Raw genomic sequence first — 24,667 nt, 5'->3', positions numbered from 1 at the left:
TAAATACAGATAAGAATATACTGCAATTTTTCTTATAAATATGGATCGTACATGAGGCGAATGTCTTTATGTACGATCTTTTTATTTGTTGACAGAGTCAACAAATATCATTACTATAATTGTTGCAAAAGTCCACTAAATAGGGGGAGTTATGGTCAATATCGATGCTAATATCATAGCGGATATGAGGCGTTTTAATCGGTTCTATACGAATTTACTTGGTGTTTTAGACAGACATGTGCTGGATAGCGGATATTCCTTTACCGAGGCACGTGTCATTATAGAGATCGGGTTGATCGAACCGTGTATTGCGAATACTCTGGTCGAATCTCTTCAAATTGATCGCAGCTATATGAGCAGGATCATTGCTAAATTTTGCAAAGAGGGCTTTCTTGTTAAGGAAAATTCAACGTTGGATAATAGAACAAATCTAATTCGTCTGACACCCAAAGGAAAAACGTTCTACAACCAATTGAATGAAAGATCTGATGAACAAATTCTAAGATTAGTTCAAGGACTTTCAGAAGAAGAGATTACAGAATTACATGCATCTATGTTGTTAATTCAGAAGAAATTGGATATTTCGGAGAGGATACAGAATGATACGATTTGAATGCGACTATACCGAAGGTGCTCATGAGCGTATTTTAAAGCGACTACTGGAGACGAATGAGGAACAAACCCCAGGCTATGGTGTGGACGATCATTGTGAAAAAGCCAAATCTTATATTAAAAAAGCATGTGACTCCGAAAATGCGGATGTACACTTTTTGGTTGGAGGTACACAGACCAATACAACGGTCATTTCTTCAATTTTGCGTCCGCATCAAGGCGTCATTGCGGCAACTTCTGGGCATATTGCTGTGCATGAGACCGGAGCAATTGAGGCTACTGGACATAAAGTACTGACATTGCCAAGCGAGGATGGGAAAATCCGGGGTGAACAGGTAAAGGAACTGTACGACGCTCACTGGAGTGATTCTGCTCCTGAGCATTGTGTACAGCCCGGGATGGTTTATATTTCTCAACCTACCGAGAATGGAACGATTTATAGCCGATCCGAGCTGGAAGTGCTAAGTGGAGTGTGTCGTGAATGTGATTTACCACTGTTTATAGACGGGGCCCGTTTAGGCTATGGTTTGGTTGCAGAGGATAGTGATGCATCTTTGGCAGATATAGCCAAGCTGTGCGATGTATTTTATATTGGCGGCACTAAAATTGGAGCAATGATGGGCGAAGCCGTAGTTATCCTAAATGATGCTTTGAAACAAGATTTCAGATACATGATCAAGCAAAAAGGAGGGCTGCTGGCTAAGGGGAGAATGCTGGGCATTCAGTTTGAAACGCTGTTTGAAGACGGTTTATACTTTGAGATTTCCAAACACGCCATAGATATGGCCATGCTGCTGCAAAAAGGATTATCCGAGCAAGGATTTTCTTTCCAATATCATTCCACAACCAATCAGCAGTTTCCGATTATAGCAGATCGTATATTACAGGCATTGAGCGAAAAATATACTTACTCCTTTTGGGAAAAGGCTGATGATACCCATACTGCTGTTCGATTCTGCACTAGTTGGGCCACAAAGAAAGAAAATATTGAAATGCTGCTACAGGATATCAAAGCATTACAATAAAGATCATGGATAAACGATGAATATCATCTTGAAATTATAGAATGGATGATGTAATAGGCCATACTTCGTTGCATACATTGCAGCGAAATATGGCTTTTTTGTTGTGTAATTTGCTTAATTCAAGTGGCTTGTCTTTAGTTCCATGAAAGAGCAAGCAGATATAAAAATGGAAAAACAAGACAAGAGTGGATGTATAAAATTAACGCCTAATTATTTACACTGAATACCTATCGAACCTGTTTACGATATTGAAGAGGGGAGAGTCCGGTTATTTTTTTAAAGATTTTATTAAAATGGGAGGCATGACCGAAGCCGACATCCTCCGCAATGTGCTGGATTTTGTCTTTGGTGGTTCGCAGTCTGGTTTGAGCCGCCCTGACCCTCACTACGCGGATGTACTCGCTGAAATGAAAGCCAGTCAATTTTAGAAAGATGCGGCTTAGGTAAGCCGGACTAATAAAAAAGCAGGCGGCCACTTGTTCGAGAGTTAACGGCTCATTGAAATGGTCCTGAATAAAAGACGAGATTTCTGTGATTTTCTGATGCATGGGATGAGAGGAAACAAGTTCACTACGCTCGGCCGCTTCCGATCGGTGCACCAGGATAAGCATTTCCAGCAGCAAATGCTGTACACAGCGGTCATGCAGAGGCTGCTTATTCCTACATTCGGTATTCATTTGTAGGAACAGCCGTTCAACTTCGACTTGCTCTCTAGCCGGTAAGCGAAGCAACGCAGATTGCTGGTACGGCGGTAGATCCAGAATGTCATGATCCTGCTGCGGGAGAAACGTCGGGGAAAAATGAATCAAAATGCGTTCTGTTTCCTCCAATTGTGTACTGGCGGTAGAGTGTAAGTCATGAGGGAGGATGAATATCAGATCGCCCTTGCGAGCGGTGTATACCTTGCCGTTCATAAAGTAGATGCGTTCGCCCTGCAGCAAAAAATACAGCTCATAGTTGTCATGAACATGAGGTCTGGGCATAACGGTGAAGCCGGTACGGTAGATGTGATGAATGGAGAATTGTTGTTCTCCGATGACATATTTGTCTTCCTTCATTTCATTCATGTGCTTCTTCCTTTGCCAATTAAGATAAGTAAGCGCATTCATATATCCATAGTATATATGACACCTGCCCACGGTAAAAGCGGAAAAGATTGATGAAAGGAGGTGAAGACACTTCTGAACGTCTCGGATCATTCTTTTATAAAAGTATGCGCTGATGTGAAAGAAAATCTTAGGGAGGAAACAGAATATGAGCAAGCAGCGTACATGGAGAAAGGTGCTATGTAATGTGGTCGTGGGTTCAATGTTGTTGACCTTGTGCCCACCATTGATCCAGGCAGAGACTGCGGTAGGGACAGAGATGGGGAAAGTGGAGAAAGTAGAAAATATAGCGACGAATATTCCGGCGTTTCCGGGAGCTGAAGGCGGGGGTAAATATGTTACCGGTGGACGCGGAGGTGAAGTATACGAAGTTACCACGCTGGCAGACTACGGCAAAGGTGAGCAGGTGATCCCCGGATCTCTTCGTGCAGCGGTCAGCTCCGATAATCGGACGGTCGTATTCCGGGTGGGTGGAACCATTCATCTGAAGGAGCCACTTAAAATCCTGGGCAACAACCTGACGGTTGCAGGTCAGACAGCTCCTGGCGACGGCATAACTGTAAGCGATTACACAACAGGGATTGATGCAGATAACGTCATTCTCCGTTACCTGCGTTTTCGATTAACTGATCGTTACCCCAGTGAGGATGACGCGTTAGGAGCCAGGTACCATAAAAACATTATGATTGATCACTGTTCCTTTAGCTGGTCGGTGGATGAGGTACTAAGTCTGTACGATAACGTGAATACGACAGTACAATGGTCTATTGCATCCGAAAGTATGCTAATGACTACGCACCAGAAAGGCCGCCACGGCTATGGCGGTATATGGGGTGGTCGGAATTCCACCTATCATCATAACTTGCTGGCTCACAATGCAAGCCGCAATCCACGGTTCCCAACCGATAAAAAACAAATCGATGCTGTGGAAATGACTAATAACGTCATTTATAACTGGGGATTTTTCTCTTCCTACGGTGGCGGTGAAGGATCGTATAATGTGCTGAATAACTATTATAAGTTTGGCCCCAACACATATAAGGACGTGCGGAGTCAAATCTTTGTAGACGTGGGGAGTAAAAAATATAAAACACGCATTTATATTGGTGGCAACTACATGTACGGCAACGAATCGGTTACTCAAGACAACTGGCAGCTTGGAACATCCATTGGATCGATTATTGACCCTTCCACTCGTTTGGCAGAGCCGATTGAAGTCAGAGGGGAATACGACAACGGAATTTCACCAGATGCGTATGGACCATATCAGGCGACAGATGCACAGACCGCATATACTGAGGTGCTCGCCGGCTCAGGAGCCACGCTGCCAAGAAGAGATGCGGTGGACGCTCGAATTATGAATGATGTGAAGAATGGAACGGGTGCGTTTATCAACTCCCCGCGTGAAGCAGGCTGGATTTACGATGATTATAGCGTAACCACCACGGAGCTTACTGACAGCGATCATGATGGTATACCGGATGAATGGGAACGCGCTCATGGGCTGGACCCCAATAATGCAGATGACCGCAACGGTCAGGAGCTTGCCGGTACAGGCGAGTATGCTCATTTTGCCAAGGGCTATACGAATCTGGAAGTTTATTTAAATGATCTCATTGAGAAGCTGTCCAATGGCAGTGAGGTGGATAATCCGGAGGCCTTCGTTCAGGTATCGGATGAAGGTGGACGTTCACTGAAGCATAACGATATTTTGGAAGCCGGACGTGATGCGACCATAACTGCAACGGCCAAGGATCAAGATGGCATTGCTCACGTTGAATTTGTCATTGACGGTAAACTTGCTGGAAAAGTAGAGGGTGCGCCTTATCAAATCAGTTGGAATCATGTGACGGACGGCACCCATTACATTATTGCACGGGTGACAGACCGCAAGGGGACTGCTACATTTTCCAATCCTGTCACCATCCATGTCAACACGACTGCACCAACGGGGAACTGGCTCAGCGAAGAGGTTGGCTCTGATGGTAACGATGGCTATATCAAAGGGCATACTCAGGTATTAAAAGAAGATGCAAACGGCAGCAGTATCCGACTGAAATCGGCGGGGGATATTGACGGAAAAGCTGATCTTTTCCATTATGCTTATCAGAAATGGGAGGGAGACGGTGAAATTACAGCTCGTGTGGAGAAGATTACCCCTGTGGATGATAATGCCGAGGCAGGGGTAATGATTCGTGAATCGCTGAAGCCTGGATCAAAAATGGCCTTTATGTCTTTAGCATTTGTTAAATATGGTAAACAGGGGATTCTTATCAGTCGTGATCAAACAGATGGTAAAACCACGCGTGCGTCAATGGAGACGTTTATTCCAACGCCATATTCGGTTCGTCTGGTGCGACAGGGACAAAAGCTTACCGGATGGGTATCCGCAGACGGTGTGACGAACTGGGAGAAGGTTGGTGAAACCGTTATAGATTTGCCGGATCATCAACCGCTATTGTTCGGGTTAGCTACTGATGCATCCAAACAACAAAATGAAGTGTGGAATTACAATACGTCGGAATTCAGCAATGTTAAGGTCCGCAAGCTAACAGACTCAGGAGGAACTTCTCCCACCAGTGTGGTTGTATCGACCTATGGCCCTGCTGACTACACCTCTCTCCAGGCAGCTATTGATGCAGTCCCTGACAACAGCAACACAAGGACTGTTATCCATCTCAAAAACGGCACGTACCGTGAAAAAATAAAGGTGAATTCCTCCAAAAAAAATCTGAGTATTATCGGGGAAGATCGGGACAAAACGATCATTGCTTTTGATGATACGGCCAAGACCGTAGTGGACGGAAAAGAATTAGGAACGAGCAATAGCTATACTATGCGTGTGCAAAGTCCTGACTTTGTGTTGGAAAATGTGACGGTCGCCAACACAGAAGGGACCGGGCAGGTGCAGGCTGTAGCGTTATATGCCGAAGGTGATCGTGGAAAGTATCACAATGTCAAAATTACTGGCCTACAGGATACACTGCTCGTGAACCGTGGCAGACAATATTTTAAGGACAGTTACATCAGTGGCAGTGTAGATTTTATATTTGGCAATGCCCCTGCCGTGTTTGATAATTCGATCATACACAGCCTGCGTGCCGGATACGTAACAGCCGCTTCAACGGAAGAGACCCAGCCAGGTTTTGTATTTACTCAGTGTCGTCTGACAACCGAAGCTGGCTTGACAGGCAAGGTGGATCTTGGGCGACCATGGCGTCCTTACGCACATGTTACTTTTTTGAAAACCTATATGGATGACCATATCAAGCCAGGTGGTTGGAACAATTGGGGTAAAGAATCCAATGAGCAGACTGCAAGATTTGGAGAGTACGATAACTTTGGACCAGGTGCAGAAAGTAGCGGGCGTGTACCTTGGGCCAAACAGCTTACGGCTGACGAAGCAAACCAGTACACTGTTGAAGCTGTTCTGAGCGGGACAGATCATTGGAATTGGCGTCTATAATTGTATGTTCGATAGATAAGCGGGGGATGCGCTTCAAGCGTTTTCCCCCGCTTATGTGCGTGTTTGTGAGCAATTTTGGATGTGATGCATACATAATCTAAAATTGAAACCATTTGTTTTTATGGTAAATATTTTATATATTGAATGAGGGAAGTGTGTAAATCATCAAGGACAAAACTAACATTTTTTCTTAAATACATTATGTTGTCGGAGGTGTAGGATGGCACGTGTGTTGGTTGTGATCACGCCTGCTGAAGGCCATGTTAACCCGTCATTAGGATTAGTTAAGCAATTGGTCGATAGGGGAGAGGAAGTAGATTATGTGTGTTCAGAGGAATTTGGTACGAGAATTCAACAAACGGGAGCAAACCTGATCACCTATCCATTTAGTGTGGATGCATTTATTCACAATCCTGTATTAAAGCCGGCTGAATATAAACATCATTATCAATTCGTGAATATGATCGTTAAAGGTTTGATTGAACCGATTATTCCAAAGGTTATGAAAGCAATTGAAAATAAGGTGTATGATTATTTGATTTATGACTATTTGATGGGTTGGGGAGGCAAAATTATAGCAGAGAGGCTGGGAATACCTGCGGTATGTACGGTCTGTTCGTTTGCTTTCGTAGAGCCTCTGGGTTCTGACCAAGGCGGGGATGATCATGACATAAAAGTGAGAGCGCTTTATGATGATACGATGAAAGTAGTACATCAATTAGCTGAGGAGTTTCAGGCTGCCGTCCCTGCAATAGATGAACTCGATTCACATCCCCACAGCCTAAAGGTCGTGTATACAAGCCGTTATTTTCAACCGCAAGCTGAAAAGCTGGATGACAGCTATATTTTTGCAGGTCCATCTATTGTACCTCGTAAAGATGCGCCCTCTTTTCCGTTCGACCAGCTTCGTGTTTTGTATCCGCAGGTTGTTTATATATCATTGGGAACTATTCTTAATAGAGATTTGGAGTTTTACAAGCTTTGCTTTGAAGCATTTCGTGATTTGCCTGTGCAATTTGTACTCTCATCAGGCCAATATGCGGAGATGGAGTTATTGGCGGATGGTATCCCGGACAATTTTATGATCAAGCCCTATATTCCGCAACTGGAAATGCTCCAGCGTGTAGATGCATTTATCACACATGGGGGAATGAACAGTGCAAGCGAAGCATTGTATTACAACGTGCCAATGGTTCTGGTTCCCATGACATCGGATCAGCCGCTTGTGGCCAATCGGGTCCAAGAGCTGGGAGCAGGGATTGCTGTGAATAAAAATGAGCTTACCCCTGCTATCTTAAAAGCTGCTTTGGTAGAGGTTTTGAATCAAGCCATCTATAAACAACAGGCGCATGTAATTGGCGAATCACTCCGTCAGGCTGGCGGTTATACGTATGCAGCCGATGCAATTATGAGTCGTTTCTCTACTATAGGAAAATAGGATGCGAGAAAAATAGGGTGCGTGTGCGGAGGCTTACGATGTAACCAATCTGGACCATGCATGGCATGATAGCACGTAAACGGACTTCAGGTTCTCGTCCAGGTTACGTGCTGCTTTTTGTATTGGTGCTGTCCTATAGACTGTGATTTCTTTCTTGTAGAGCAGCCGATTGGTCAAACTCTAATTTTTTTGATATCGCAAGCAGACCAAGGCAACAGAGAATCAGGAATAAGCATATCCAATAGGAGTTTCGATAACCCATCCATTGAGCAAACAATCCGCCCATCAAGCTCCCCGCCAATCTTCCGATCGTTGTCGCATTGGAATACAGTGTCGAGGCGTATCCGGGCAGAGATGGCAACAAATCCTGCATATAGCTAATACCAATGGCTGATATCACTGCAACAAAGAAGGCTAGGAGAAGCTGTCCCGCAAATAGTTGCCACATCTCCGTAGACATAAGAACGAGGAGGTAATAGACAACGCCTGTTAAAGCCCCTAAAAATATAAGCAAACGGTTGGAGTATTTGGCTGCTAGTACGCCCAGCATGAGCATCAGGGGTATTTCTAAGATTGCGCAAATACTGGATACGAGGGCAACGTCATTCGTGTCACCTTTTAAATTGTGAATGATGAACAAGGAAATATTTAAACTATTCATCCAGTGAGACGTATAAAGCAGAGTAAGAACTACGAAAGGGATCAGGATTTTCATATTTTTATGTAATGTAATGTGATGAAGTGAAAGTTGATCCTTATTTTTAGCCTGAACAGGACGCTGCTTGATAAAAAAGAATAGAAGAACGGCAATAAGTACAAAAATAGAGGTCGTACCAACAAAAATACCTTTAAAGCCCGTATGTGCAATCAAGAAGGAACCCAAGAGCGGCCCGGTAATAAAGCCAAGAGAAAACATAGAACGAAGCGTTGAATTCGCAAAGGCATGATCCGCAGATTTACTGCGATCTACCGCTTCACGTGCACTGGCAAATAACTGCGGCATCCCAGGGGCGCCAATCGCTGTAAAGACCGTCATATAAATAAAAAGTACATAAAAGTTTTGGATTACAAGATATCCTGCAAAGGCGACAGCATTAAATAACGTACAAATCACTAAAATTTGTTTGCGATCCAATCCAGTATCGGAGCGTTTGGCAATAAGAGAGCTGATCCATATACCACAAATCAAAGTCACCGCTGTAAACACACCAAAGGTTCCCACCGATACGCCAAGTGTACTTGTAAAATATACAGCTAAAAAAGGTGCGCTTATGGAAATAGCCATACCTTGCAATAACATACAGATCATGAATAGTGGGTAGTTAGGGATAAAGAAAAGATTTTGAATTCGCTTTAGCATTTCATTTTTACACCCCTTTAGATTTAGAAGCAGAACTTACATACCTATCCAACCTAAACTATATATGACTTTAGCATAATTTGTATATTTACATTGTATAAAATATTATATAATTTTTTTTACTTTGATGAGCAACTCATATGCAAGGCCATATACAGACAAAGATATAAGATCAGGAGTGGGATGTAGATGTGTATGCGACTTTTCCTGTAGGATGTGCCTTAAAGGCTGAAGCGATCTATGAACTGCTTGATCAGTTCATTCAATGTTCCAGCGGCCTTCGTAGGAAGGCGGTGATCGGCTTTTTTAATGAAAACAAGCTCACTCTTCGGTAAATGCTGATGCAATATGTTGGCATATGGATGAAAGTGTTTATCCTCTTCACCATAAACGAGCAGAACAGGAAGATGGATTTCCCCTAGCCGTGAGGTACAGTTATACTTCAAGCTGTAACGATAATATTGTTCGACATTCCTAGGGTTTCCCTGCTTCGCGTCGTTGAGTAACTTGCGGAACAAAGATAATTGTTTCGTTTGTGACCAAGCATTAGAAAGCGCAATCGTACCGACTGCGCCGATTTTGGATAGCGCAATGCCCAAAGAAATTTTGTTTCTTAGTCGCCATTCGTTTACCTCCGACATTCCGCTGATAACAATGCCCCCCCATGCCCGATCCGGATAAGTCAAGAGAAATTCAAGTACTATTGAACCTCCGGTAGAATATCCACACAAAAATACTTTATCCAAGCTCAACCGATCCATCAAATATTTAATATCCTGGGCGATGAGAGGGTAAGTAACCGTTTGTTCGGAAGGCTGACTTTTACCGTGTCCTCTGATATCAAAAGCTATAGTACGAAAATAGGGCGTTAGCCCTTGGATTTGGTATGTGAAATTTGAGCTTGTGAGTACCGGAGGGTGAATGAATAGGATGGCCGTTCCTTCTCCGGAATCTATATAGTGCATGAAATATTCGTGTATGTTTGTTGTGGTCATTGCTATGCTCTCTCCCTGAATGATTTTGATCTTAAATTTGGCTTATTAGATTCAAAAAATTCATGGAGTTGTAACTTTGAATGCAGGAGTTCTCTCTTTTCCCGAAGATCCAATGTAGGAATAATTTTTTTTGTATATGAAAAAATAAGAGGATCAAGGGCACTGTTTTTCTAAGAAGGGGACACACACATGAGCATGAAAAATAAAGTTACCGTTGTACTAATGTTAAGTTTTTTGTTGTTGATCTTGGGCTGTAGAGCGGACTCCAGTCAAAAGCTAAAGCAACAGAGCGTGAACCCACATCACACAGCAAATCAAATGGGCAAAAAACCTGTCATTGTAATCTTGATTGATTCTTTAATGGATAAGCCTTTGCAAGAAGCGATTCAAGAAGGCCGTGCCCCCGCAATGCGATTTCTCCTTCATCAAGGGCAATATTTCCCGCAGGTAGTCAGCTCATTTCCCACAATGTCTGTGACCATCGACAGCACATTATTAACGGGGACGTATGCAGACCAACATCATGTGCCTGGACTCGTTTGGTACAGCGACCCAAAGAAACGCATGATTCTCTACGGCAATGGTGCCAAAGAAGCCTTGAAAATCGACCAACTGCAAGTATTTAATGACGCTATTTACCAATTAAATCAAGTTCAATTGAACAAAAAAACGAAAACAATACATGAAGCATTAGCAGACAAAGGGAAAGAATCTGCATCCATCAATGCTATTGTTTTTAGAGGAAGAACGGAACATTCCTTAAAGGTGCCTCGTTTTATTGCAAACAGTAACCGTGTGCCAGAACAAGTGAAAATAACAGGACCTAAATGGTTTTCATATGCAACTTTTGCTCAACTGGATCCGGGGAATAGCTGGAATACTTCTCCGTGGAAAAAACTTGGGATGAACGACGAATTTTCTGCAAAAGAAACCGCTTTTCTAATCAATCAAAAAAAACTTCCAAACCTAACCATCACATACTTTCCAGGGAATGATAATTTGGCGCATAGAAAAGGCCCGACTCAACTGGAGGGAATTGAAAAAGCCGATCAAGCACTGCAAACTGTGTTGAACGCATACGGTTCTTGGGAAGAGGCTGTACAAAATGCTACATGGATCGTCTTGGGGGACAGTGGGCAAAGTGCGGTTTATAATGATCGACAGGCAGCCACTGTTGATATAAGGCCTCTTTTGGGCCATTACCGGATTGCAAAATTAAATCAACCCGTAAGAAGTGATGACCAAATCGTGATTGCCGCTAATGAACGGATGGCCTATATCTATGCAATTGACAATAACGTAGATTTGTCTGACGTGGTGAAGCTTTTACAGCATGAGAATAAGCTCGACGTTATTGCTATGAAAGACGGTAAAAATAATATCCAGGTTACAAAGGGGAGAAATGGTAGCCTGTTTTCTTATCATCCCGGTGGAAAATTTACCGATGAATATGGACAATCATGGACATTATCGGGCGAAACGAATCTTGTGGATATTACGATCAATAACAACCGGATCAAATATGGAAAATATCCAGACGTTTTGGCGAGGCTACACGGGGCAATGAATTCACATGAAGGAAGATACGTTGTTGTCACGGTCCAACCGGGATATGAACTCGTCAGCGAAAGTTCTCCTACCCACATCGGTGGGGGAGCTCATGGATCGCTGCATGAACAAGATTCCCTTGTCCCGTTAATAATTTCTGGGACGAATACACGGCCCAAAACACTGCGAATCGTGGACATAAAAGACTGGATTATGCAATTGGTGAAATGAATAAGTATTGATCGTTCTTGATATTAAAATTGAGCTATATTAGTATATAAGCATGTAGTTATATAGGTGGAAGGGGGGGCATATATTGGATCAACTAGGTTATGTAGCTGATCATTTAAAGCTATTGGGGGATAAAACCCGATTGATCATGTTATCCCTGCTAAGAGAAAGAGAATGGTGTGTTTGCGAATTTGTAGATATTTTTGATATGTCGCAGCCAGCAATCAGCCAACATCTTAGAAAATTAAAGTCGCAAGGAATTGTAAAAGAAGAACGGCGAAGTCAGTGGGTATACTATTCCTTAAACGTAGACGACAAACCGCATATTCAAGCTGTTCTTGAGAGCATGCCAGGCTCCAAGCATATTTTGAAATCGCTAAATAAAGAGGAACCGATCGCATCTTGTGGACCGGATGCCTCAGCTTGTTCATCCTAAAGCCTGTTCCGTTTATCTCTTTGTGGTGTTTTTAATATAAGTATATGTTTATAAGGTAATGTAATGGAGGTTTAGAACATTGATTTTGTTGGCATGCATTATATTCTTAGTTACTTTAGTATTGGTGATCTGGCAGCCTAAACATCTGTCTATTGGATGGTCTGCCTGCGGCGGTGCCATACTCGCCTTGCTGGTAGGTGTAGTGGATTTGCATGATGTTTGGGAAGTTACTCAAATTGTCTGGAATGCCACACTAGCTTTTGTCGCCATTATTCTGATTTCGTTAGTCCTTGATAAAATCGGCTTCTTCGAATGGGCAGCACTTCACATGGCACGGATAGCCCGTGGAAGCGGAACCCGGATGTTTGTCTATGTGAGTCTGCTGGGTGCCGTAGTTGCTGCCTTTTTTGCCAATGACGGTGCGGCCTTAATTTTGACACCAATTGTACTGGCGATGGTTCGGGCACTGAAACTGGATGAGAAAATGGTATTTCCTTTTATCATTGCGAGCGGATTTATTGCAGATACGACGTCGCTTCCGCTTGTAGTCAGCAACCTCGTTAATATTGTGTCAGCCGACTTTTTTGGAATCAGTTTTATGGAATATGCGAGTCGTATGATTGTACCTAATCTGTTTTCCTTATTGGCTAGTATCGTGGTACTGTATCTCTTTTTTCGCAAAAGAATTCCTAAAACGTTTGATACGACACAGTTAATCACGCCTGCAAATGCGATAAAAGATCCAAAGATGTTCCGTATGTCCTGGGTTGTTCTCACAATATTGTTGGTTGGCTACTTTGCAAGCGAATTTTTAGACATTCCCGTCTCGGTGGTGGCCGGTATCATTGCCATCTTTTTCTTGCTGATGGCTAGAAGAAGCCCTGTGGTACCCATGAAAGAAGTCATCAAGGGCGCTCCATGGGCCATCGTGTTTTTCTCTATCGGAATGTATGTGGTGGTGTATGGTGTGCGTAATGCCGGTTTGACGGATCTGCTGTCCCATGTGATTCAAGCGGCTGCTGATCAAGGTATGTTTGTGGCCACCATGGTCATGGGATTTATTGCGGCGATTATCTCGTCGGGTATGAATAACTTGCCTACGGTCATGATTAATGCGCTTGCCATTGATGCCACCCATACAACTGGTATAGTCAAAGAGGCACTGATTTATGCTAACGTTATAGGGTCGGATCTCGGACCGAAGATAACCCCAATTGGTTCGTTAGCCACCTTATTGTGGTTGCATGTGCTTCGTTCGAAAAACGTGAAAATTTCATGGGGGACTTATTTTAAAACAGGCATCATCTTAACTATTCCTACACTTTTTATTACCCTACTGGGCTTATATCTGTGGTTAATCATTTCATAATGGACAATTGAAGGAGACGCTGATGATGGACAAGAAGACAATTTATTTTTTGTGCACTGGTAATTCTTGCCGCAGTCAAATGGCAGAAGGCTGGGCTAAACAATACTTGGGAGACCGTTGGAATGTATACAGTGCGGGCATTGAAGCACACGGCCTCAACCCTAAAGCGGTGCAAGCGATGAATGAAGTTGGGATGGATATTTCCGGTCAAACTTCAGATATTATTGATTCTGTTTTGCTGAATAGTGCGGATTTAGTTGTGACCTTATGCGGAGATGCTGCCGATAAATGTCCTACTACACCTCCGTACGTGCGCCGCGAACATTGGGGATTTGATGATCCGGCTAAAGCACAAGGAACAGAAGAAGAGAAATGGAGTGTATTCCAGCGTGTACGGGATGAAGTCGGGGCTCGTATTCGCAAATTTGCGGAGACCGGTGAATAAACCAGTGCACGGCTTAGGAAGGGCGAACTCAGGCATACTTCCTTAAAAGGGCGGTGTTTGTTTGGCATTTTTGAAATAGAAGATCTTCATGTTAATGAAAAAGGGTTAAGGCTCGTTAGACGACACTTAACCCTTTTTATTTTACAGACGAGACTCTATCCTTTTATAGGCTCGTGCATAGGTGCTGATGGTGCTCCTTGCATAGATAACCCGCCGCCAGTTGAGCTTGCTGGAATAACGGGATGTGGCGATCCCTTTTCAGGAGCAGCGCCTGCAGTCTGCTTGGTCAGCTTCTGTTTTTCCCACAGTGCTCTGGCGATCACCAGCATGGAGAGTACACCGACATATAGTAACAAAGATCCGAGTTCCGGAAGCATCTCTTGAAAAGATGCACCGCGCAGTCCCATGGTGCGGAGGAATTTGTACATCCATACGAAGGGAAAGAAATCACCGATTTGAATCGCTAAAGGTGGAAACAGTGATCTGGAAAGAACGGCCCCCGATAGTACAAAAGCAGGCATGAGCACCATCACCATTCTGCCAATGGCAATCCCCGGATGTGCAGCGCCCCATGCAACCAGAACATTGAAGCATACGGTACCGAATACATACAGGACAACCGGAATCATGAAGAGGATCGGATTGGCTTCGAAACGACCTCCCCCAAACATTTTAAGCATCCCGAGAGAGAAGATTAAGCCAGCCGTCGAAAACAGCGTATAAGGAAGAATACGCAGTAGGATGTTGAACGGATTTTGCAGTTCGGCAGCCAGTCTCTTGGAAACCCTTAGTCTGGCGACGATAGGTAAGCTATTGATATTGAGTATCATAAAAGAGAACATACAAGTGAATGCAAGTATCGTCGTATTCTGATAATCATTGGTTGGGTTAAACAGGGAACGCACCTCCAAGGCAATACCATTGAGAGCTCCCTGAGCCTGTTCGGCGTTCATCCCCGTTTTCAACATAGCTGGAACAGACAGTTCCATATTCTCAGAAACGCTAATTTCCTGCATAGCTGTACGAATGGAAGTAATAGATTGAACATTGGTATTATCGAGAATGAGACCCACGCGGCTAGAAAGGGAACGATTGTGATTATCCTCTAAACCATGCGGCAAGGAAATAACAGCCAAATATTGCTCATGATAAAAATACTGTTCAGGGTTGTCCGTATACGAAACAATCTCAGCTACGTTCATATATGGAGAAGCATCTATTTTCTGAATGAACTCACGGCTGTAAGCTGTGTTATCTTGATCCACCACGACCACGTTAGCGTCGTTAATTTGGCTGCTTGGGAGCAGCAGGGAGTACCCCAGCACTGCAATCAGCGGGAAGATGATAGCTATGATCGGATACTTGGAGTGAACCAGATACGTCCATTCATCACGAAGTGATTTCATTCGTATTCACCTCAACTGTCATGCCTGGTAGCAAAGCGGCTTCTCTTGTTACATATACACGTACTTGGAATGTGGCGGTGTCTGCCTCACCTTTTTCACGGGACATCTTTACATTAGCGAATTGCGGCGCAGCGGTCACATAACGTACGGTACCTTTCAAGTCCTTGTTGAGAGCAGATACTCGGGTTTTCACTTCTTGAGTGGCCTTGAATTTACCCGCTTGTTCCTCATTGACATACAGATCGTAATATAAATCGTTGGTTTCCAGGGTAATCACAGGCGCTCCTTGCGCGACATTTTCCCCGACTTTTGTACTAATCGAAGTAACCTTGCCATCCTGTGGTGCCTTTAATACCAGTCGCTCTTTTTTGAGTAACAATGTTTTAAGCTGAACTTCCTGTGTGTCTTTTTGTTGCTTTAAAAGGTCGATAGCCAACTTCTGATCTGCCAACTGTTGACGGCTTTGCTGAATGGTTTCCAGTTGGGTTCTGGAACGATCGACGGACAATTGGGCACCACGGATTTCCTCCTCGGCTTGTTTTACCGCAACCGCTGCTTGTGTGGTCTGTTCACTGGCCTGCATACGTTCTTCAGGAGTAGCGCCATGGAGCAGCTTTTGAAGAGACTCCTTTTGCTGGCTCAACTGATTTGTCGCTAAAGTCAATGAGGATTCAGCATCATCCAACACTGCTTTGGATGCACTTCCTGCATCATAAAGTGCTTTATTACGTTTGTAGTTAGTCTGAGACGTCTGAACGTTTTTGGTGGCAGAAGCTACGGCAATTCGTTGCTGCTGAACATCTTCATCCCGAGCACCATTATTGACCTGTTGTTCCGCAGCAGTGGCTTGACGCTCAGCTGCCTGTGCCCGCAGCAGTGCCGCTTGGCTTTTGCTCTCAGTGACTTGAGCTTGCGCGATATCCAGCTGTGCTTGTTTTTCCTGAGTTGTTGCTCGTGTGTACCCTAATTGGATGGATTGTTGCTGTTGGCTGATCTGTGTATTGAACTGCGCGATTTGTGTCCGCAGCTGCTCAATTTGCAAATCCACATCTTTGGAATCCAAAGCCATAAGGACAGTTCCTTTTTTCACTTTCGTTTCTTCTGTTACCGGGATGTTTAGGACTTTGCCGCCTACTTGTTCAAAAGATACATGAATGCTATCAGCATTGAGCGTTGTGCCTTTAACGGATCGCGAAGCAGTGACTTGATCTTGTCCGTTAGTCTGAAGCAGGAACCCCCCGCCGATCAGACAGGCAATAGAAATGACAGGGATGATAAGGCTGGTGACTTGTGTGCGATTCATGGGTAATATGCTCCTTAAGTTCATAAAATGGATTCAACCTAGACTCGAATAAATATCCTGATTATGTACATTTTATTTATTCTATTATTTAATAATTTAGATGTTAGCCGGCTAACTAAAATGCAAAAATTAAAACTTACTCTGGCTTTGCTGCTTCATATATCTCTTTTGCTTGAGGGATGCCGCTTTCTATTTTTTTCAGTAATGTCAGGAGCAGTTCTTTTTCATCGTTGGATAGATGGCTCATCAGTGTGGAAGTGCATGTAAAATGTACAGGCAGCAGTCTCTCCATCATTTCTGTTCCTTGTTCGGTCAGTTTAACAATACTCATACGGCGGTCGGAAGGGTGAACGGATCTCATAATAAGCCCATCGCGTTCCAGACGGTCAAGCAGACCGGTAACGGTAGGCTTGCTAACCCCTACTTTCTCCGCAAGCTCTGTAGCCAGCAACCCTGTTTGAATGTTGCGATACAGGAGAATTAATATTGAAAATTTTCCGTGAGATATACCAAACTTCTCAAAGCCTTCAAAGCTCACTTTAAAAAGACTGGAGGATACGCGCATAAAAAATAGCATCGCTTCTGTCGCTCTTACATCAATCTCTGGGATACGCATAGAAAATTCTTGCAGCGCTTCACGAGTGGGCAAATCCCGTAAATCAAAATCCATAAGGTTCTCCTTTCTTCTTACATTGTGTTCCAGTCGACAAATTAGTTAGCCGACTAATCTTAATCGATTCAAAAATGAATTTCAAGCTAAATTTTGTTAATCGTCATGCAGATTTTTCACTATATGGAGGTTGTCCGTGCAGTAGTTTAAGCTATTCACTACATTGATATTTACAGTGAAGTGCTTGATAATAAGTGGATATCGCACGAGACAAAGATACCCAAAAGTGAGGGACCTGACATGGCGACAAAATTATATTACACCGCTCCAAATCTTACGGAGTGGGACACTCATATTACACAGAGCATGGAAAGAGACGAAGCATTTTTTGTTATGCTCAAGGAAACGGCCTTTTATCCGCATGGTGGAGGTCAGCCATGTGATACAGGAACGATTCAGGGCATCCGTGTATTAGATGTGGTTCTTGAGGATGGGGACATTTGGCATCAGGTAGAACGTTTGCCGGAGGAGGAGAAAGTGGCCTGCCAATTGGATTGGGAGCGCAGATTTGATCATATGCAGCAGCATAGCGGGCAGCATTTGCTGTCAGCGATTTGTCTGGAACTGTTAGGTGCGCGTACAGAAAGCTTTCATTTGGGACAAGAGTACGCCACAATTGATGTCAACTGTTCTGATATAACATCCGCGCAGCTATCGGCAATCGAGCAGGAAGCAAATCGGCAAATCTACAATAACCGCAGCATAAAAAGTTATTTTGTAACCCATGAGCAATTGAAGGACATTCCGCTTGTGAAAATGCCTAAAGTAACAGAAAATATTCGGATTGTTGAGATCGAAGGCATTGAATATAATGCTTGCGGCGGTACACATGTGGCTCAAACCGGGGAAATTGGAATGATTAAATGCTTGAAATGGGAAAAGCAAAAAGGGATGGCGAGAATCCATTTCAAATGTGGTGCTCGCGCACTCCAAGACTTTAATGAGAGTGCTCGGATTTTGGACGTGTTATCTACGAAGTTCAATACTGGGCGAAAGGATATTTTGACTCGATTCGAAAAGTGGGAGCAGGAGCATAAGCAGCTCAAGGCGCAAGTGGAGTTTCTACAAGAGGAAAATGCATCGTACCAGGCGAAAGAGCTGCTGTCTGCTGTACAGGGGCATGTTCTTGCTCATGTATTTGAACAAAAATCCATTCAGGAGATGCAGCAATTGGCTGCCAAGCTGACAGCTGAGCATGATTTGCTTGTTTTATTTGCCACAACAGCCGAAAACAAAATCATTCTGGCACATAATGGTAGCCAATCAGTTAGCTGCGGAGCGTTTTTGAAAGAGAATCTGGGCGCGTTTCAGGGCAAGGGGGGCGGTAGCAACCAATCTGCTCAGGCAGCATTTTCGTCCCGCGAGAACCTCTTGAATTTCTTTGAAACGGCCCAGCGGCAGTTCATTCAGGGCTAATATAATGGAGGATTAGTGACGCAGCGGTAGCTTCCACTTTTCCTCTTCTGTAAATAAAATAAAAGAAAAAATAAGTGCAACAACAGCGCCCCAAACGGCTTTATCCCCAATCGTCAAAGTCAGAAATCCCCCCAGCAAGGCTCCTACCAAGAAGGCAGCCAGGATGACACCATAACGCATCGCTCGAATGGCAGCGTTCGTGTCCTTGGTCGTTACAGCGACATACACAGCCTCGATAGCTGATCGAAGGTTACCGGTGCTGACCGTGGAGGTGTACGGCACATCAATGAGCTTGCGGAAGGAAGTCATTTGCACGGAAGCGACGAATGAGACGATCACCACTACTACCGTATTGGGAACTCCTTGCGGAATCAATCCCACGATGAAAAAAATCGCGATTTCCAGTAAAAGAATTGTGCGGGTCCAGTCTGGAGTTAAACGGTGGGTTGATTTGCGTTTAATCCCTTCAGCAACAAAAACCCCCAGTGAAAAGGCGATCAGAGGCGGGATATAGGATAATGCCTGAACCCAGTGCCCCTGAATGACTTTGACAGCCAGCAGGACGATATTGCCTGTCTGTGCGTTGGCGAAAACACCGCCTCTTCCAACAAAGGTATATGTGTCCAAAAAGCCCCCTACTAATGATAGTAAGGCGCCCAGTCGTAACGATTCGGACGTTACCTGATGTAAATGGATTTTGCCTTTCATAAACACGGCATATAAGCCTCCTATACTAAACGTCGATTCTTTAAAGCTAACACGAAAATCCAGGACCATACAATTAAATTAATCACTTAAGCATGAAAATGACACAAAGAAGCCACATCAGGTCCCATACAATAGAAAGGACGCGATGCGGCTTGTTGGAGTGCTGCTTAAAGTGCCATCTGGAACTTCGAGAATATGCTTATTGCAGAGCTTGAACGAGTGCTTTACCAAACTCCTGTGCACCATCTGGGCCGTCGGCTGTAATAATATCGCTATGAGCGACGACATGCTGAGCGACATAGTCGGCTTGATGCGATTGGAGCTGATCCTTTTGCACATCCACGGGGTAGCATGTAGCCGTTCTGCCAGAGAGCAGGCCGGTTTGAGCCACAGCTACAGAGCCTGCGCAGATGCCAGCCACTAAAGTCTTTTGCTCATGAGCTTGTTTCAGCAGAGCTTGGAGATCCGCGTTATTCCACAGATGATCATTTGTTCCTGATCCGCCGATTACAGATACCACATCATACTCAGCCGGCACAGCGTCTGTAAAGACAAGATCAGCCGTCGCTTTACCGTTGTAGTCACCCATGATTTCGCCTGTTTTTGTACTGGCTAATGTTACAGTAACACCTGCTTGCTCCAGCGCTTCTTTTGGTTTAAATAATTCATCCTCATTAAAGCGCTCTGGGGGTATAATAAAAAGAGCTTTTTTACTCATACTCTATTCCTCCTTGAGTGTGTAACGTTATTTACTATTGTAGGGTGGCTTCGTCGGGCTGTGAAGAATGCACTTTCAAGTACGGAGGTTACCTGCAGGTTACTATTCATGTGGAAGATCATGATGATTTCGAAGGAGTTAATTGATATATGTCTGATACGCTGAGAGAAGAAATACGGGAGAAAATTGTAAACGGAGACTACAACTGCGAAAAGGAATTAACGCTATCTGTGCTGAGCGGGAAATGGAAGGTCGTTATTTTATGGCATCTGGGTGTCGAAGGGCCGCACCGGTTCAGTGACCTGCAAAGGTTGTTTCCGAAGCTGTCGCATAAAGTGCTGACCAACCAGCTACGGGAGTTGATGGAGGACGGTATTGTACACCGGGAAGTGTATCCCGAAGTGCCTCCAAAGGTGGAGTATTCGATGACTGAGCTGGGGATGACGATTTTACCGATTGTGGAGATGATGTATGACTGGGGGAAAAAACGGGTGCAATCCATCCGTGAGGAAATGCAACGCAGCAGTGAGGGAAATGTTTAAATCTTGGATGCGATCTTAGATGGACCTTTAACACTCCGTCATATAAAAAAATAGTACGCCTTGCACGATGAGTACGAATTGTACCTAGAGCAAAGGCGTTCTTTGGCATGTTAGCAGTCTGTGTGTGGATCATGTTAGCTAGGAAAAATAGCTGTAGCCCATATGGATCATTGCTGTTCAAGTGCTGGTAAAACCTCAATCCAGCGTGTAGCCCAAGTACCAATATGGTCAAATAAAGGAGCTAAATCGCGTCCCTTATCCGTAAGGGAGTATTCAATCCGCACAGGCTTTTCAGGATAAACCATACGTTGAATGATTCCTTCTTCCTCCAGCTCTTTCAAACGGTCCGAAAGGACTTTTCCACTTAAGTTAGGAATTGAATTCTCAATAGCGACGAAACGTTGCGGACCATTCGTTAGTTGAAATACGATCAACACCGTCCAACGCTTGCTCAGTAGCTCCATAGCCTTTTCAAACCGTGGGCACATCTGCGGAATATTCATGTGATCACCTCATGCTCCTATTATTAACGATTCACTGTTAAAAGTAAATGATTTTACTTTACATAAATTTATTACTTGACGAAATCGAATGATATAAATATACTTTGTTACATAAAGTAACTTGTTAGCTTTGATACGGAGTTTAAGATGTAAATGCTTAAAATTTGAACTTAATTTGATATGATTAATGATGTAATTAAATGAACAGATACGGACGAATCGTTGAGGTTATGGTTTGGGTGCAGGGGGAAGTCGGATGAAGCTAGAATGTGAAGTGTGCGTAGTTGGAGGGGGACCCGCAGGGACTTTGTTATCCTGTCTACTGGCGGAGCAGGGTGTTTCAACGATATTGGTTGAGCGGCAGAGCGTGCCCGGAAAGGCTTTCCGCGGTGAAATTTTAAACGATGAGGGTCAGGAAGTGATCCGCAAACATAAACTGCTCGAACAAATTCATGAGGATCATATTCTCGCCTCCACAAGAATCGAATATTGGCAGCATCAGCAGCAGGTCAAGACGGTTGAGCCAGCTTCAATCCATGGTAATGTAGGGGTGCATATTCCACAACCTCGATTTTTGGATGCTCTGCTCAAGCAGGCGTCCACCTACGAGTCTTTCCGTTACCTGGCAGGTACAACTGTGACTGCGTTGGAGGGTGACAGCGAGCAGGGGTACACGGGCTTGACCGCCCGCGATAAGAACGGTCATGAGATTACAATTCATAGTTCTTTGATTGTGGGGGCAGACGGACGCTATTCGACTGTGCGCAAGCTGGCGCAGATGCCTGTGACTAACATTCGCCACGGCTATGATCTGCTATGGGCCAAAATCACGGCACCTACCGGGTGGGAGCCCGTCACTCGTCTAGCCCTGGTCAACGGAGGTCAGTTGGCTTTATTCTCGCAGGCTGAGGGCTATATCCAAATTGGCTGGAATGTGGAGGAGGGGAGCTTTTCCACCCTGTTTAAGCAATCTTTTGAACCATTTATACAGCTGTTTACGGAGGCTTTTCCAGATTTAGAGCATAGTGTGCATGATCACATTCGTTCATGGAAGGACTTCGTACCGTTGGATATTTTCAGCAGCCGTAGTGACACATGGGCACAGAATGGACTGGTCCTGATTGGAGATGCGGCGCATACCATGACACCTACGGGAGCTTTTGGTTTGAACGCTGCTTTGAAGGATGCCGATGTGCTGGCCAGTGAGCTTCTTCGTTTACGCCAGCAGGTATATACCGCAGAAGACCTGAAGGCTTTCGAAGATGGACGACGGCAGGCTGTCACCGAGCTTCAGGAGCGTCAACTAATCTTGGAGTCCACGTTTCATGAACATTTCTTACACATAGTTAAATGATATAAAACCCCGACAACAACGATTAGCCTGAGAAATGTGAGGCATTTCATATATAGAGTTTATATAAAGGATGGTGCAGAGAGATGAATATTAAAGATGTAGCTACGCTACTTAACGATAAAATTCAAACTGTTCGTGGAGAGCAATCCTCGACAATTTTGGTAGGACCGATCAAGCTGCCAGTTAATTTAGAAGGGGAAACGGTTGTTTTTCAATGGTATTGCTGGCTACCTGTACGGGACGAGGAAGATCGCCAGAACTTACTGAATGCCAATGCTGAGACGATCGTGAAGCGATTGTCCACACTGAACTTGGCGGAGGGACAACAATCAAGTGTATTGGTGTACGGGGATCTCCAACAGTCCGAAAATGCATTAGTTCGCATGCATAGTATTTGTCATACTGGAGATATTTTTGGTAGCAAGCGTTGTGATTGCGGATTTCAACTCCATCAGTCGATGAAAATGATTGTGGAACATGGAACAGGTGCATTGTTCTATCTGGCAAATCATGAAGGTCGCGGAATCGGTTTGTTTAGTAAAGCCATGGCTTATATTCTACAAGAAGAAGGCATGGATACCGTCGAAGCCAACCATCAGTTGGGTTTTGAAGATGATACACGCAATTATGCGGATGCCATTAGTGTGCTTCAACATCTGAGACAAAAACCAGTAACTCTGATTACAAATAACCCTAAAAAGCTGGATGCCTTGAAGAAGTCGGGTATGAATGTGGCGGGACGTATGCCGCTCTGGGGCGATGTGTCACAATATAATGAACGGTACTTGAATACAAAAGTAGAACGATCCGGCCATTTGCGGGATTCCGATCTCAGGGAGGTTCTATGAACACTCACGAAAAATATATGCGCCTGGCACTGGAAAATGCCAGAAGTGCCAAAGGGCAAACAGAACCGAATCCGCTCGTCGGATCAGTCATTGTTAACAATGGCCGTATCGTTGGGATCGGCGCTCATTTGAAGCCTGGTGAGCCACATGCCGAGATTCATGCCTTGCGTATGGCGGGGGAACACGCTCAGGGAGCGACGATCTACGTAACGCTGGAGCCGTGTTCTCATCACGGCCGGACAGGCCCATGCGCGGAAGCGATTGTGAAGGCAGGCATTCGTCGGGTGGTCATTGCAGCACTGGACCCGAACCCGCTGGTTTCCGGCAGAGGGGTACAGATTTTGAAAGATGCGGGCATTGAGGTCATTGTCGGCGTATGTGAGCAGGAATCCATCCGCATGAATGAAGTGTTCAATCAATATATCGTGAGCAAGCGACCTTTTATTACAATCAAATCGGCAGTAACGCTGGACGGTAAAATTGCAACTCGAACCTCTGAAAGCAAGTGGATCACATCTGAGGCTGCACGGGAGGATGTGCATCGTCTTCGTCACGAGCATGTAGGCATCCTGGTCGGTGTACAGACCGTGATTCATGATAATCCTCAGCTTACGACTCGTCTACCAGAAGGACGGAATCCGATTCGTATCATTCTGGATAGTAAGCTTCGAATTCCATTGGATGCTCGTGTCATTACAGATGGAGAGGCGCCGACCTGGATATTCACAGGGCGGGCTTATGATGAAGGCAAGCGAAGCCAGCTGGAACAGCTCGGTATAAAGGTTTATCCGACACAGGATGAAAACAGTGAGCGGGTCAACCTTCCGCAAATGCTGGACATTCTGGGGGCGGAGGAGGTCTCGTCCGTATTCGTGGAAGGTGGGGCCGAGGTGAACGCTTCGTTCGTGCAGCAAGGACTGGCAGACAAGCTGGTGCTGTATATGGCGCCGAAGCTGGTTGGAGGGCGCGCAGCCCCGGGCTTTCTCGGGGGAGAGGGCGTGTCTGCGATGAGCGATGCAGTGGCCTTGCAGGATTTGAGCGTAACACAGGTTGGCGTGGACTGGAAAATAGAAGGGTATTTTGGGCGAGGAAAATGAGTGAGTTGTTTCGGGTGGAGAAGGAGGCTCCGCGAAGGGGTTGATCTTCCGATCGCTGTTGCAGTGGGATT

Annotated in this window: 22 protein-coding genes; 13 read left to right on the top strand and 9 right to left on the bottom strand. The window is 44.6% G+C overall.

Annotated features, from left to right (window positions below; all coding sequences use genetic code 11):
* Positions 1–151: 151 nt before the first annotated feature.
* On the top strand, positions 152–613 hold the full coding sequence (locus ACH59B_RS21765) for a MarR family winged helix-turn-helix transcriptional regulator (RefSeq protein WP_016820414.1): 462 nt from the start codon (positions 152–154) through the stop codon (positions 611–613).
* Positions 600–1,637 (top strand): low specificity L-threonine aldolase, encoded by a 1,038-nt coding sequence (locus ACH59B_RS21760; protein ID WP_193190174.1) that lies wholly within the window; start codon positions 600–602, stop codon positions 1,635–1,637. The genes ACH59B_RS21765 and ACH59B_RS21760 overlap by 14 nt, the downstream gene beginning before the upstream one ends.
* Before the next feature lie 227 nt (positions 1,638–1,864).
* Here ACH59B_RS21760 and ACH59B_RS21755 read toward each other — a convergent pair whose 3' ends face one another.
* On the bottom strand, positions 1,865–2,704 hold the full coding sequence (locus ACH59B_RS21755) for an AraC family transcriptional regulator (RefSeq protein WP_016820412.1): 840 nt from the start codon (positions 2,702–2,704) through the stop codon (positions 1,865–1,867).
* 187 nt (positions 2,705–2,891) lie between these two features.
* Between ACH59B_RS21755 and ACH59B_RS21750 the strand changes: the two genes are divergently transcribed.
* Together ACH59B_RS21750 and ACH59B_RS21745 are read left to right on the top strand one after the other, a co-directional pair.
* Positions 2,892–6,209, top strand: a complete 3,318-nt coding sequence (locus ACH59B_RS21750; protein WP_044786310.1) for a pectinesterase family protein — start codon at positions 2,892–2,894, stop codon at positions 6,207–6,209.
* 220 nt (positions 6,210–6,429) lie between these two features.
* The gene (locus ACH59B_RS21745; RefSeq protein WP_404302644.1) at positions 6,430–7,647 is read left to right on the top strand and encodes a macrolide family glycosyltransferase; all 1,218 of its coding nucleotides are present in this window, start codon (positions 6,430–6,432) and stop codon (positions 7,645–7,647) included.
* Between the two features lie 133 nt (positions 7,648–7,780).
* Here ACH59B_RS21745 and ACH59B_RS21740 read toward each other — a convergent pair whose 3' ends face one another.
* Together ACH59B_RS21740 and ACH59B_RS21735 are read right to left on the bottom strand one after the other, a co-directional pair.
* Positions 7,781–9,007 (bottom strand): sugar efflux transporter, encoded by a 1,227-nt coding sequence (locus tag ACH59B_RS21740; protein WP_031462276.1) that lies wholly within the window; start codon positions 9,005–9,007, stop codon positions 7,781–7,783.
* A 221-nt stretch (positions 9,008–9,228) separates the two neighbouring features.
* Positions 9,229–10,002 carry an alpha/beta fold hydrolase gene (locus ACH59B_RS21735; RefSeq protein ID WP_031462275.1) on the bottom strand — a complete coding sequence of 258 codons (774 nt, stop codon included), beginning with the start codon at positions 10,000–10,002 and terminating at the stop codon, positions 9,229–9,231.
* Positions 10,003–10,191: 189 nt separating this feature from the next.
* On the opposite strand from ACH59B_RS21735, the gene ACH59B_RS21730 reads away from it, so the two are divergent.
* From ACH59B_RS21730 to arsC, 4 genes are all read left to right on the top strand, one after another.
* The gene (locus ACH59B_RS21730; RefSeq protein WP_257126313.1) at positions 10,192–11,781 is read left to right on the top strand and encodes an alkaline phosphatase family protein; all 1,590 of its coding nucleotides are present in this window, start codon (positions 10,192–10,194) and stop codon (positions 11,779–11,781) included.
* An 85-nt stretch (positions 11,782–11,866) separates the two neighbouring features.
* Positions 11,867–12,217: an ArsR/SmtB family transcription factor gene (locus ACH59B_RS21725; RefSeq protein ID WP_404302641.1), complete on the top strand. Its 351-nt coding sequence runs from the start codon at positions 11,867–11,869 to the stop codon at positions 12,215–12,217.
* A 79-nt stretch (positions 12,218–12,296) separates the two neighbouring features.
* A complete protein-coding gene (locus ACH59B_RS21720) occupies positions 12,297–13,586 on the top strand; it encodes an arsenical efflux pump membrane protein ArsB (protein ID WP_031462273.1) in 1,290 nt (429 codons plus the stop codon).
* A 25-nt stretch (positions 13,587–13,611) separates the two neighbouring features.
* Positions 13,612–14,031, top strand: coding sequence for an arsenate reductase (thioredoxin) (arsC, locus tag ACH59B_RS21715; protein WP_016820404.1), 420 nt, complete (start codon positions 13,612–13,614; stop codon positions 14,029–14,031).
* 155 nt (positions 14,032–14,186) lie between these two features.
* On the opposite strand, the gene ACH59B_RS21710 is transcribed toward arsC, so the two are convergent.
* The 3 genes from ACH59B_RS21710 to ACH59B_RS21700 all read right to left on the bottom strand — a co-directional run bounded on the left by ACH59B_RS21710 (position 14,187) and on the right by ACH59B_RS21700 (position 17,410).
* Positions 14,187–15,437: an ABC transporter permease gene (locus ACH59B_RS21710; RefSeq protein ID WP_016820403.1), complete on the bottom strand. Its 1,251-nt coding sequence runs from the start codon at positions 15,435–15,437 to the stop codon at positions 14,187–14,189.
* Complete coding sequence (locus ACH59B_RS21705; RefSeq protein ID WP_031462272.1) at positions 15,421–16,740, bottom strand: HlyD family secretion protein; 1,320 nt, start codon at positions 16,738–16,740, stop codon at positions 15,421–15,423. The genes ACH59B_RS21710 and ACH59B_RS21705 overlap by 17 nt, the downstream gene beginning before the upstream one ends.
* 136 nt (positions 16,741–16,876) lie before the next feature.
* Positions 16,877–17,410 (bottom strand): MarR family winged helix-turn-helix transcriptional regulator, encoded by a 534-nt coding sequence (locus ACH59B_RS21700; RefSeq protein WP_019688671.1) that lies wholly within the window; start codon positions 17,408–17,410, stop codon positions 16,877–16,879.
* Positions 17,411–17,650: 240 nt separating this feature from the next.
* Here ACH59B_RS21700 and ACH59B_RS21695 point away from each other — a divergent pair, with 240 nt between their 5' ends.
* Positions 17,651–18,826: a DHHA1 domain-containing protein gene (locus tag ACH59B_RS21695; RefSeq protein ID WP_019688670.1), complete on the top strand. Its 1,176-nt coding sequence runs from the start codon at positions 17,651–17,653 to the stop codon at positions 18,824–18,826.
* 12 nt (positions 18,827–18,838) lie between these two features.
* Here the strand turns inward: ACH59B_RS21695 and ACH59B_RS21690 are convergent, their stop codons facing one another.
* Positions 18,839–19,540 (bottom strand): YoaK family protein, encoded by a 702-nt coding sequence (locus tag ACH59B_RS21690; protein WP_025365887.1) that lies wholly within the window; start codon positions 19,538–19,540, stop codon positions 18,839–18,841.
* Between the two features lie 193 nt (positions 19,541–19,733).
* Positions 19,734–20,252, bottom strand: coding sequence for a DJ-1/PfpI family protein (locus tag ACH59B_RS21685; protein WP_017425587.1), 519 nt, complete (start codon positions 20,250–20,252; stop codon positions 19,734–19,736).
* 149 nt (positions 20,253–20,401) lie between these two features.
* Between ACH59B_RS21685 and ACH59B_RS21680 the strand changes: the two genes are divergently transcribed.
* A complete protein-coding gene (locus ACH59B_RS21680) occupies positions 20,402–20,794 on the top strand; it encodes a helix-turn-helix domain-containing protein (RefSeq protein WP_016820397.1) in 393 nt (130 codons plus the stop codon).
* Between the two features lie 167 nt (positions 20,795–20,961).
* On the opposite strand, the gene ACH59B_RS21675 is transcribed toward ACH59B_RS21680, so the two are convergent.
* Positions 20,962–21,297, bottom strand: coding sequence for a helix-turn-helix domain-containing protein (locus ACH59B_RS21675; protein WP_013312049.1), 336 nt, complete (start codon positions 21,295–21,297; stop codon positions 20,962–20,964).
* 256 nt (positions 21,298–21,553) lie between these two features.
* Between ACH59B_RS21675 and ACH59B_RS21670 the strand changes: the two genes are divergently transcribed.
* The 3 genes from ACH59B_RS21670 to ribD all read left to right on the top strand — a co-directional run bounded on the left by ACH59B_RS21670 (position 21,554) and on the right by ribD (position 24,596).
* On the top strand, positions 21,554–22,651 hold the full coding sequence (locus ACH59B_RS21670; protein ID WP_031462271.1) for an FAD-dependent monooxygenase: 1,098 nt from the start codon (positions 21,554–21,556) through the stop codon (positions 22,649–22,651).
* A gap of 83 nt (positions 22,652–22,734) precedes the next feature.
* Entirely contained in the window at positions 22,735–23,499 is a 765-nt protein-coding gene (locus ACH59B_RS21665; protein ID WP_016820395.1) for a GTP cyclohydrolase II, read from the top strand.
* Positions 23,496–24,596 carry a bifunctional diaminohydroxyphosphoribosylaminopyrimidine deaminase/5-amino-6-(5-phosphoribosylamino)uracil reductase RibD gene (gene ribD / locus ACH59B_RS21660; RefSeq protein ID WP_016820394.1) on the top strand — a complete coding sequence of 367 codons (1,101 nt, stop codon included), beginning with the start codon at positions 23,496–23,498 and terminating at the stop codon, positions 24,594–24,596. Before ACH59B_RS21665 ends, ribD begins: the two co-directional genes overlap by 4 nt.
* Positions 24,597–24,667 lie beyond the last annotated feature (71 nt).

The sequence above is a fragment of the Paenibacillus sp. DP01 genome (assembly GCF_044784315.1).
Taxonomy (GTDB): Bacteria; Bacillota; Bacilli; order Paenibacillales; family Paenibacillaceae; genus Paenibacillus; species Paenibacillus polymyxa.
The sequence above is the reverse complement of the archived record's forward strand: the minus strand, read 5'-3'. Positions and strand labels throughout refer to the sequence as shown.

Excerpts from the sequence above, each read along its gene's own strand:
- ACH59B_RS21765 (WP_016820414.1), top strand. The coding sequence starts at position 152 with ATGGTCAATATCGATGCTAATATCATAGCGGATATGAGGCGTTTTAAT.
- ACH59B_RS21760 (WP_193190174.1), top strand. The coding sequence starts at position 600 with ATGATACGATTTGAATGCGACTATACCGAAGGTGCTCATGAGCGTATT.
- ACH59B_RS21755 (WP_016820412.1), bottom strand. The coding sequence starts at position 2,704 with ATGAATGAAATGAAGGAAGACAAATATGTCATCGGAGAACAACAATTC.
- ACH59B_RS21750 (WP_044786310.1), top strand. The coding sequence starts at position 2,892 with ATGAGCAAGCAGCGTACATGGAGAAAGGTGCTATGTAATGTGGTCGTG.
- ACH59B_RS21745 (WP_404302644.1), top strand. The coding sequence starts at position 6,430 with ATGGCACGTGTGTTGGTTGTGATCACGCCTGCTGAAGGCCATGTTAAC.
- ACH59B_RS21740 (WP_031462276.1), bottom strand. The coding sequence starts at position 9,007 with ATGCTAAAGCGAATTCAAAATCTTTTCTTTATCCCTAACTACCCACTA.
- ACH59B_RS21735 (WP_031462275.1), bottom strand. The coding sequence starts at position 10,002 with ATGACCACAACAAACATACACGAATATTTCATGCACTATATAGATTCC.
- ACH59B_RS21730 (WP_257126313.1), top strand. The coding sequence starts at position 10,192 with ATGAGCATGAAAAATAAAGTTACCGTTGTACTAATGTTAAGTTTTTTG.
- arsC (WP_016820404.1), top strand. The coding sequence starts at position 13,612 with ATGGACAAGAAGACAATTTATTTTTTGTGCACTGGTAATTCTTGCCGC.
- ACH59B_RS21710 (WP_016820403.1), bottom strand. The coding sequence starts at position 15,437 with ATGAAATCACTTCGTGATGAATGGACGTATCTGGTTCACTCCAAGTAT.
- ACH59B_RS21705 (WP_031462272.1), bottom strand. The coding sequence starts at position 16,740 with ATGAATCGCACACAAGTCACCAGCCTTATCATCCCTGTCATTTCTATT.
- ACH59B_RS21700 (WP_019688671.1), bottom strand. The coding sequence starts at position 17,410 with ATGGATTTTGATTTACGGGATTTGCCCACTCGTGAAGCGCTGCAAGAA.
- ACH59B_RS21695 (WP_019688670.1), top strand. The coding sequence starts at position 17,651 with ATGGCGACAAAATTATATTACACCGCTCCAAATCTTACGGAGTGGGAC.
- ACH59B_RS21685 (WP_017425587.1), bottom strand. The coding sequence starts at position 20,252 with ATGAGTAAAAAAGCTCTTTTTATTATACCCCCAGAGCGCTTTAATGAG.
- ACH59B_RS21680 (WP_016820397.1), top strand. The coding sequence starts at position 20,402 with ATGTCTGATACGCTGAGAGAAGAAATACGGGAGAAAATTGTAAACGGA.
- ACH59B_RS21675 (WP_013312049.1), bottom strand. The coding sequence starts at position 21,297 with ATGAATATTCCGCAGATGTGCCCACGGTTTGAAAAGGCTATGGAGCTA.
- ACH59B_RS21670 (WP_031462271.1), top strand. The coding sequence starts at position 21,554 with ATGAAGCTAGAATGTGAAGTGTGCGTAGTTGGAGGGGGACCCGCAGGG.
- ACH59B_RS21665 (WP_016820395.1), top strand. The coding sequence starts at position 22,735 with ATGAATATTAAAGATGTAGCTACGCTACTTAACGATAAAATTCAAACT.
- ribD (WP_016820394.1), top strand. The coding sequence starts at position 23,496 with ATGAACACTCACGAAAAATATATGCGCCTGGCACTGGAAAATGCCAGA.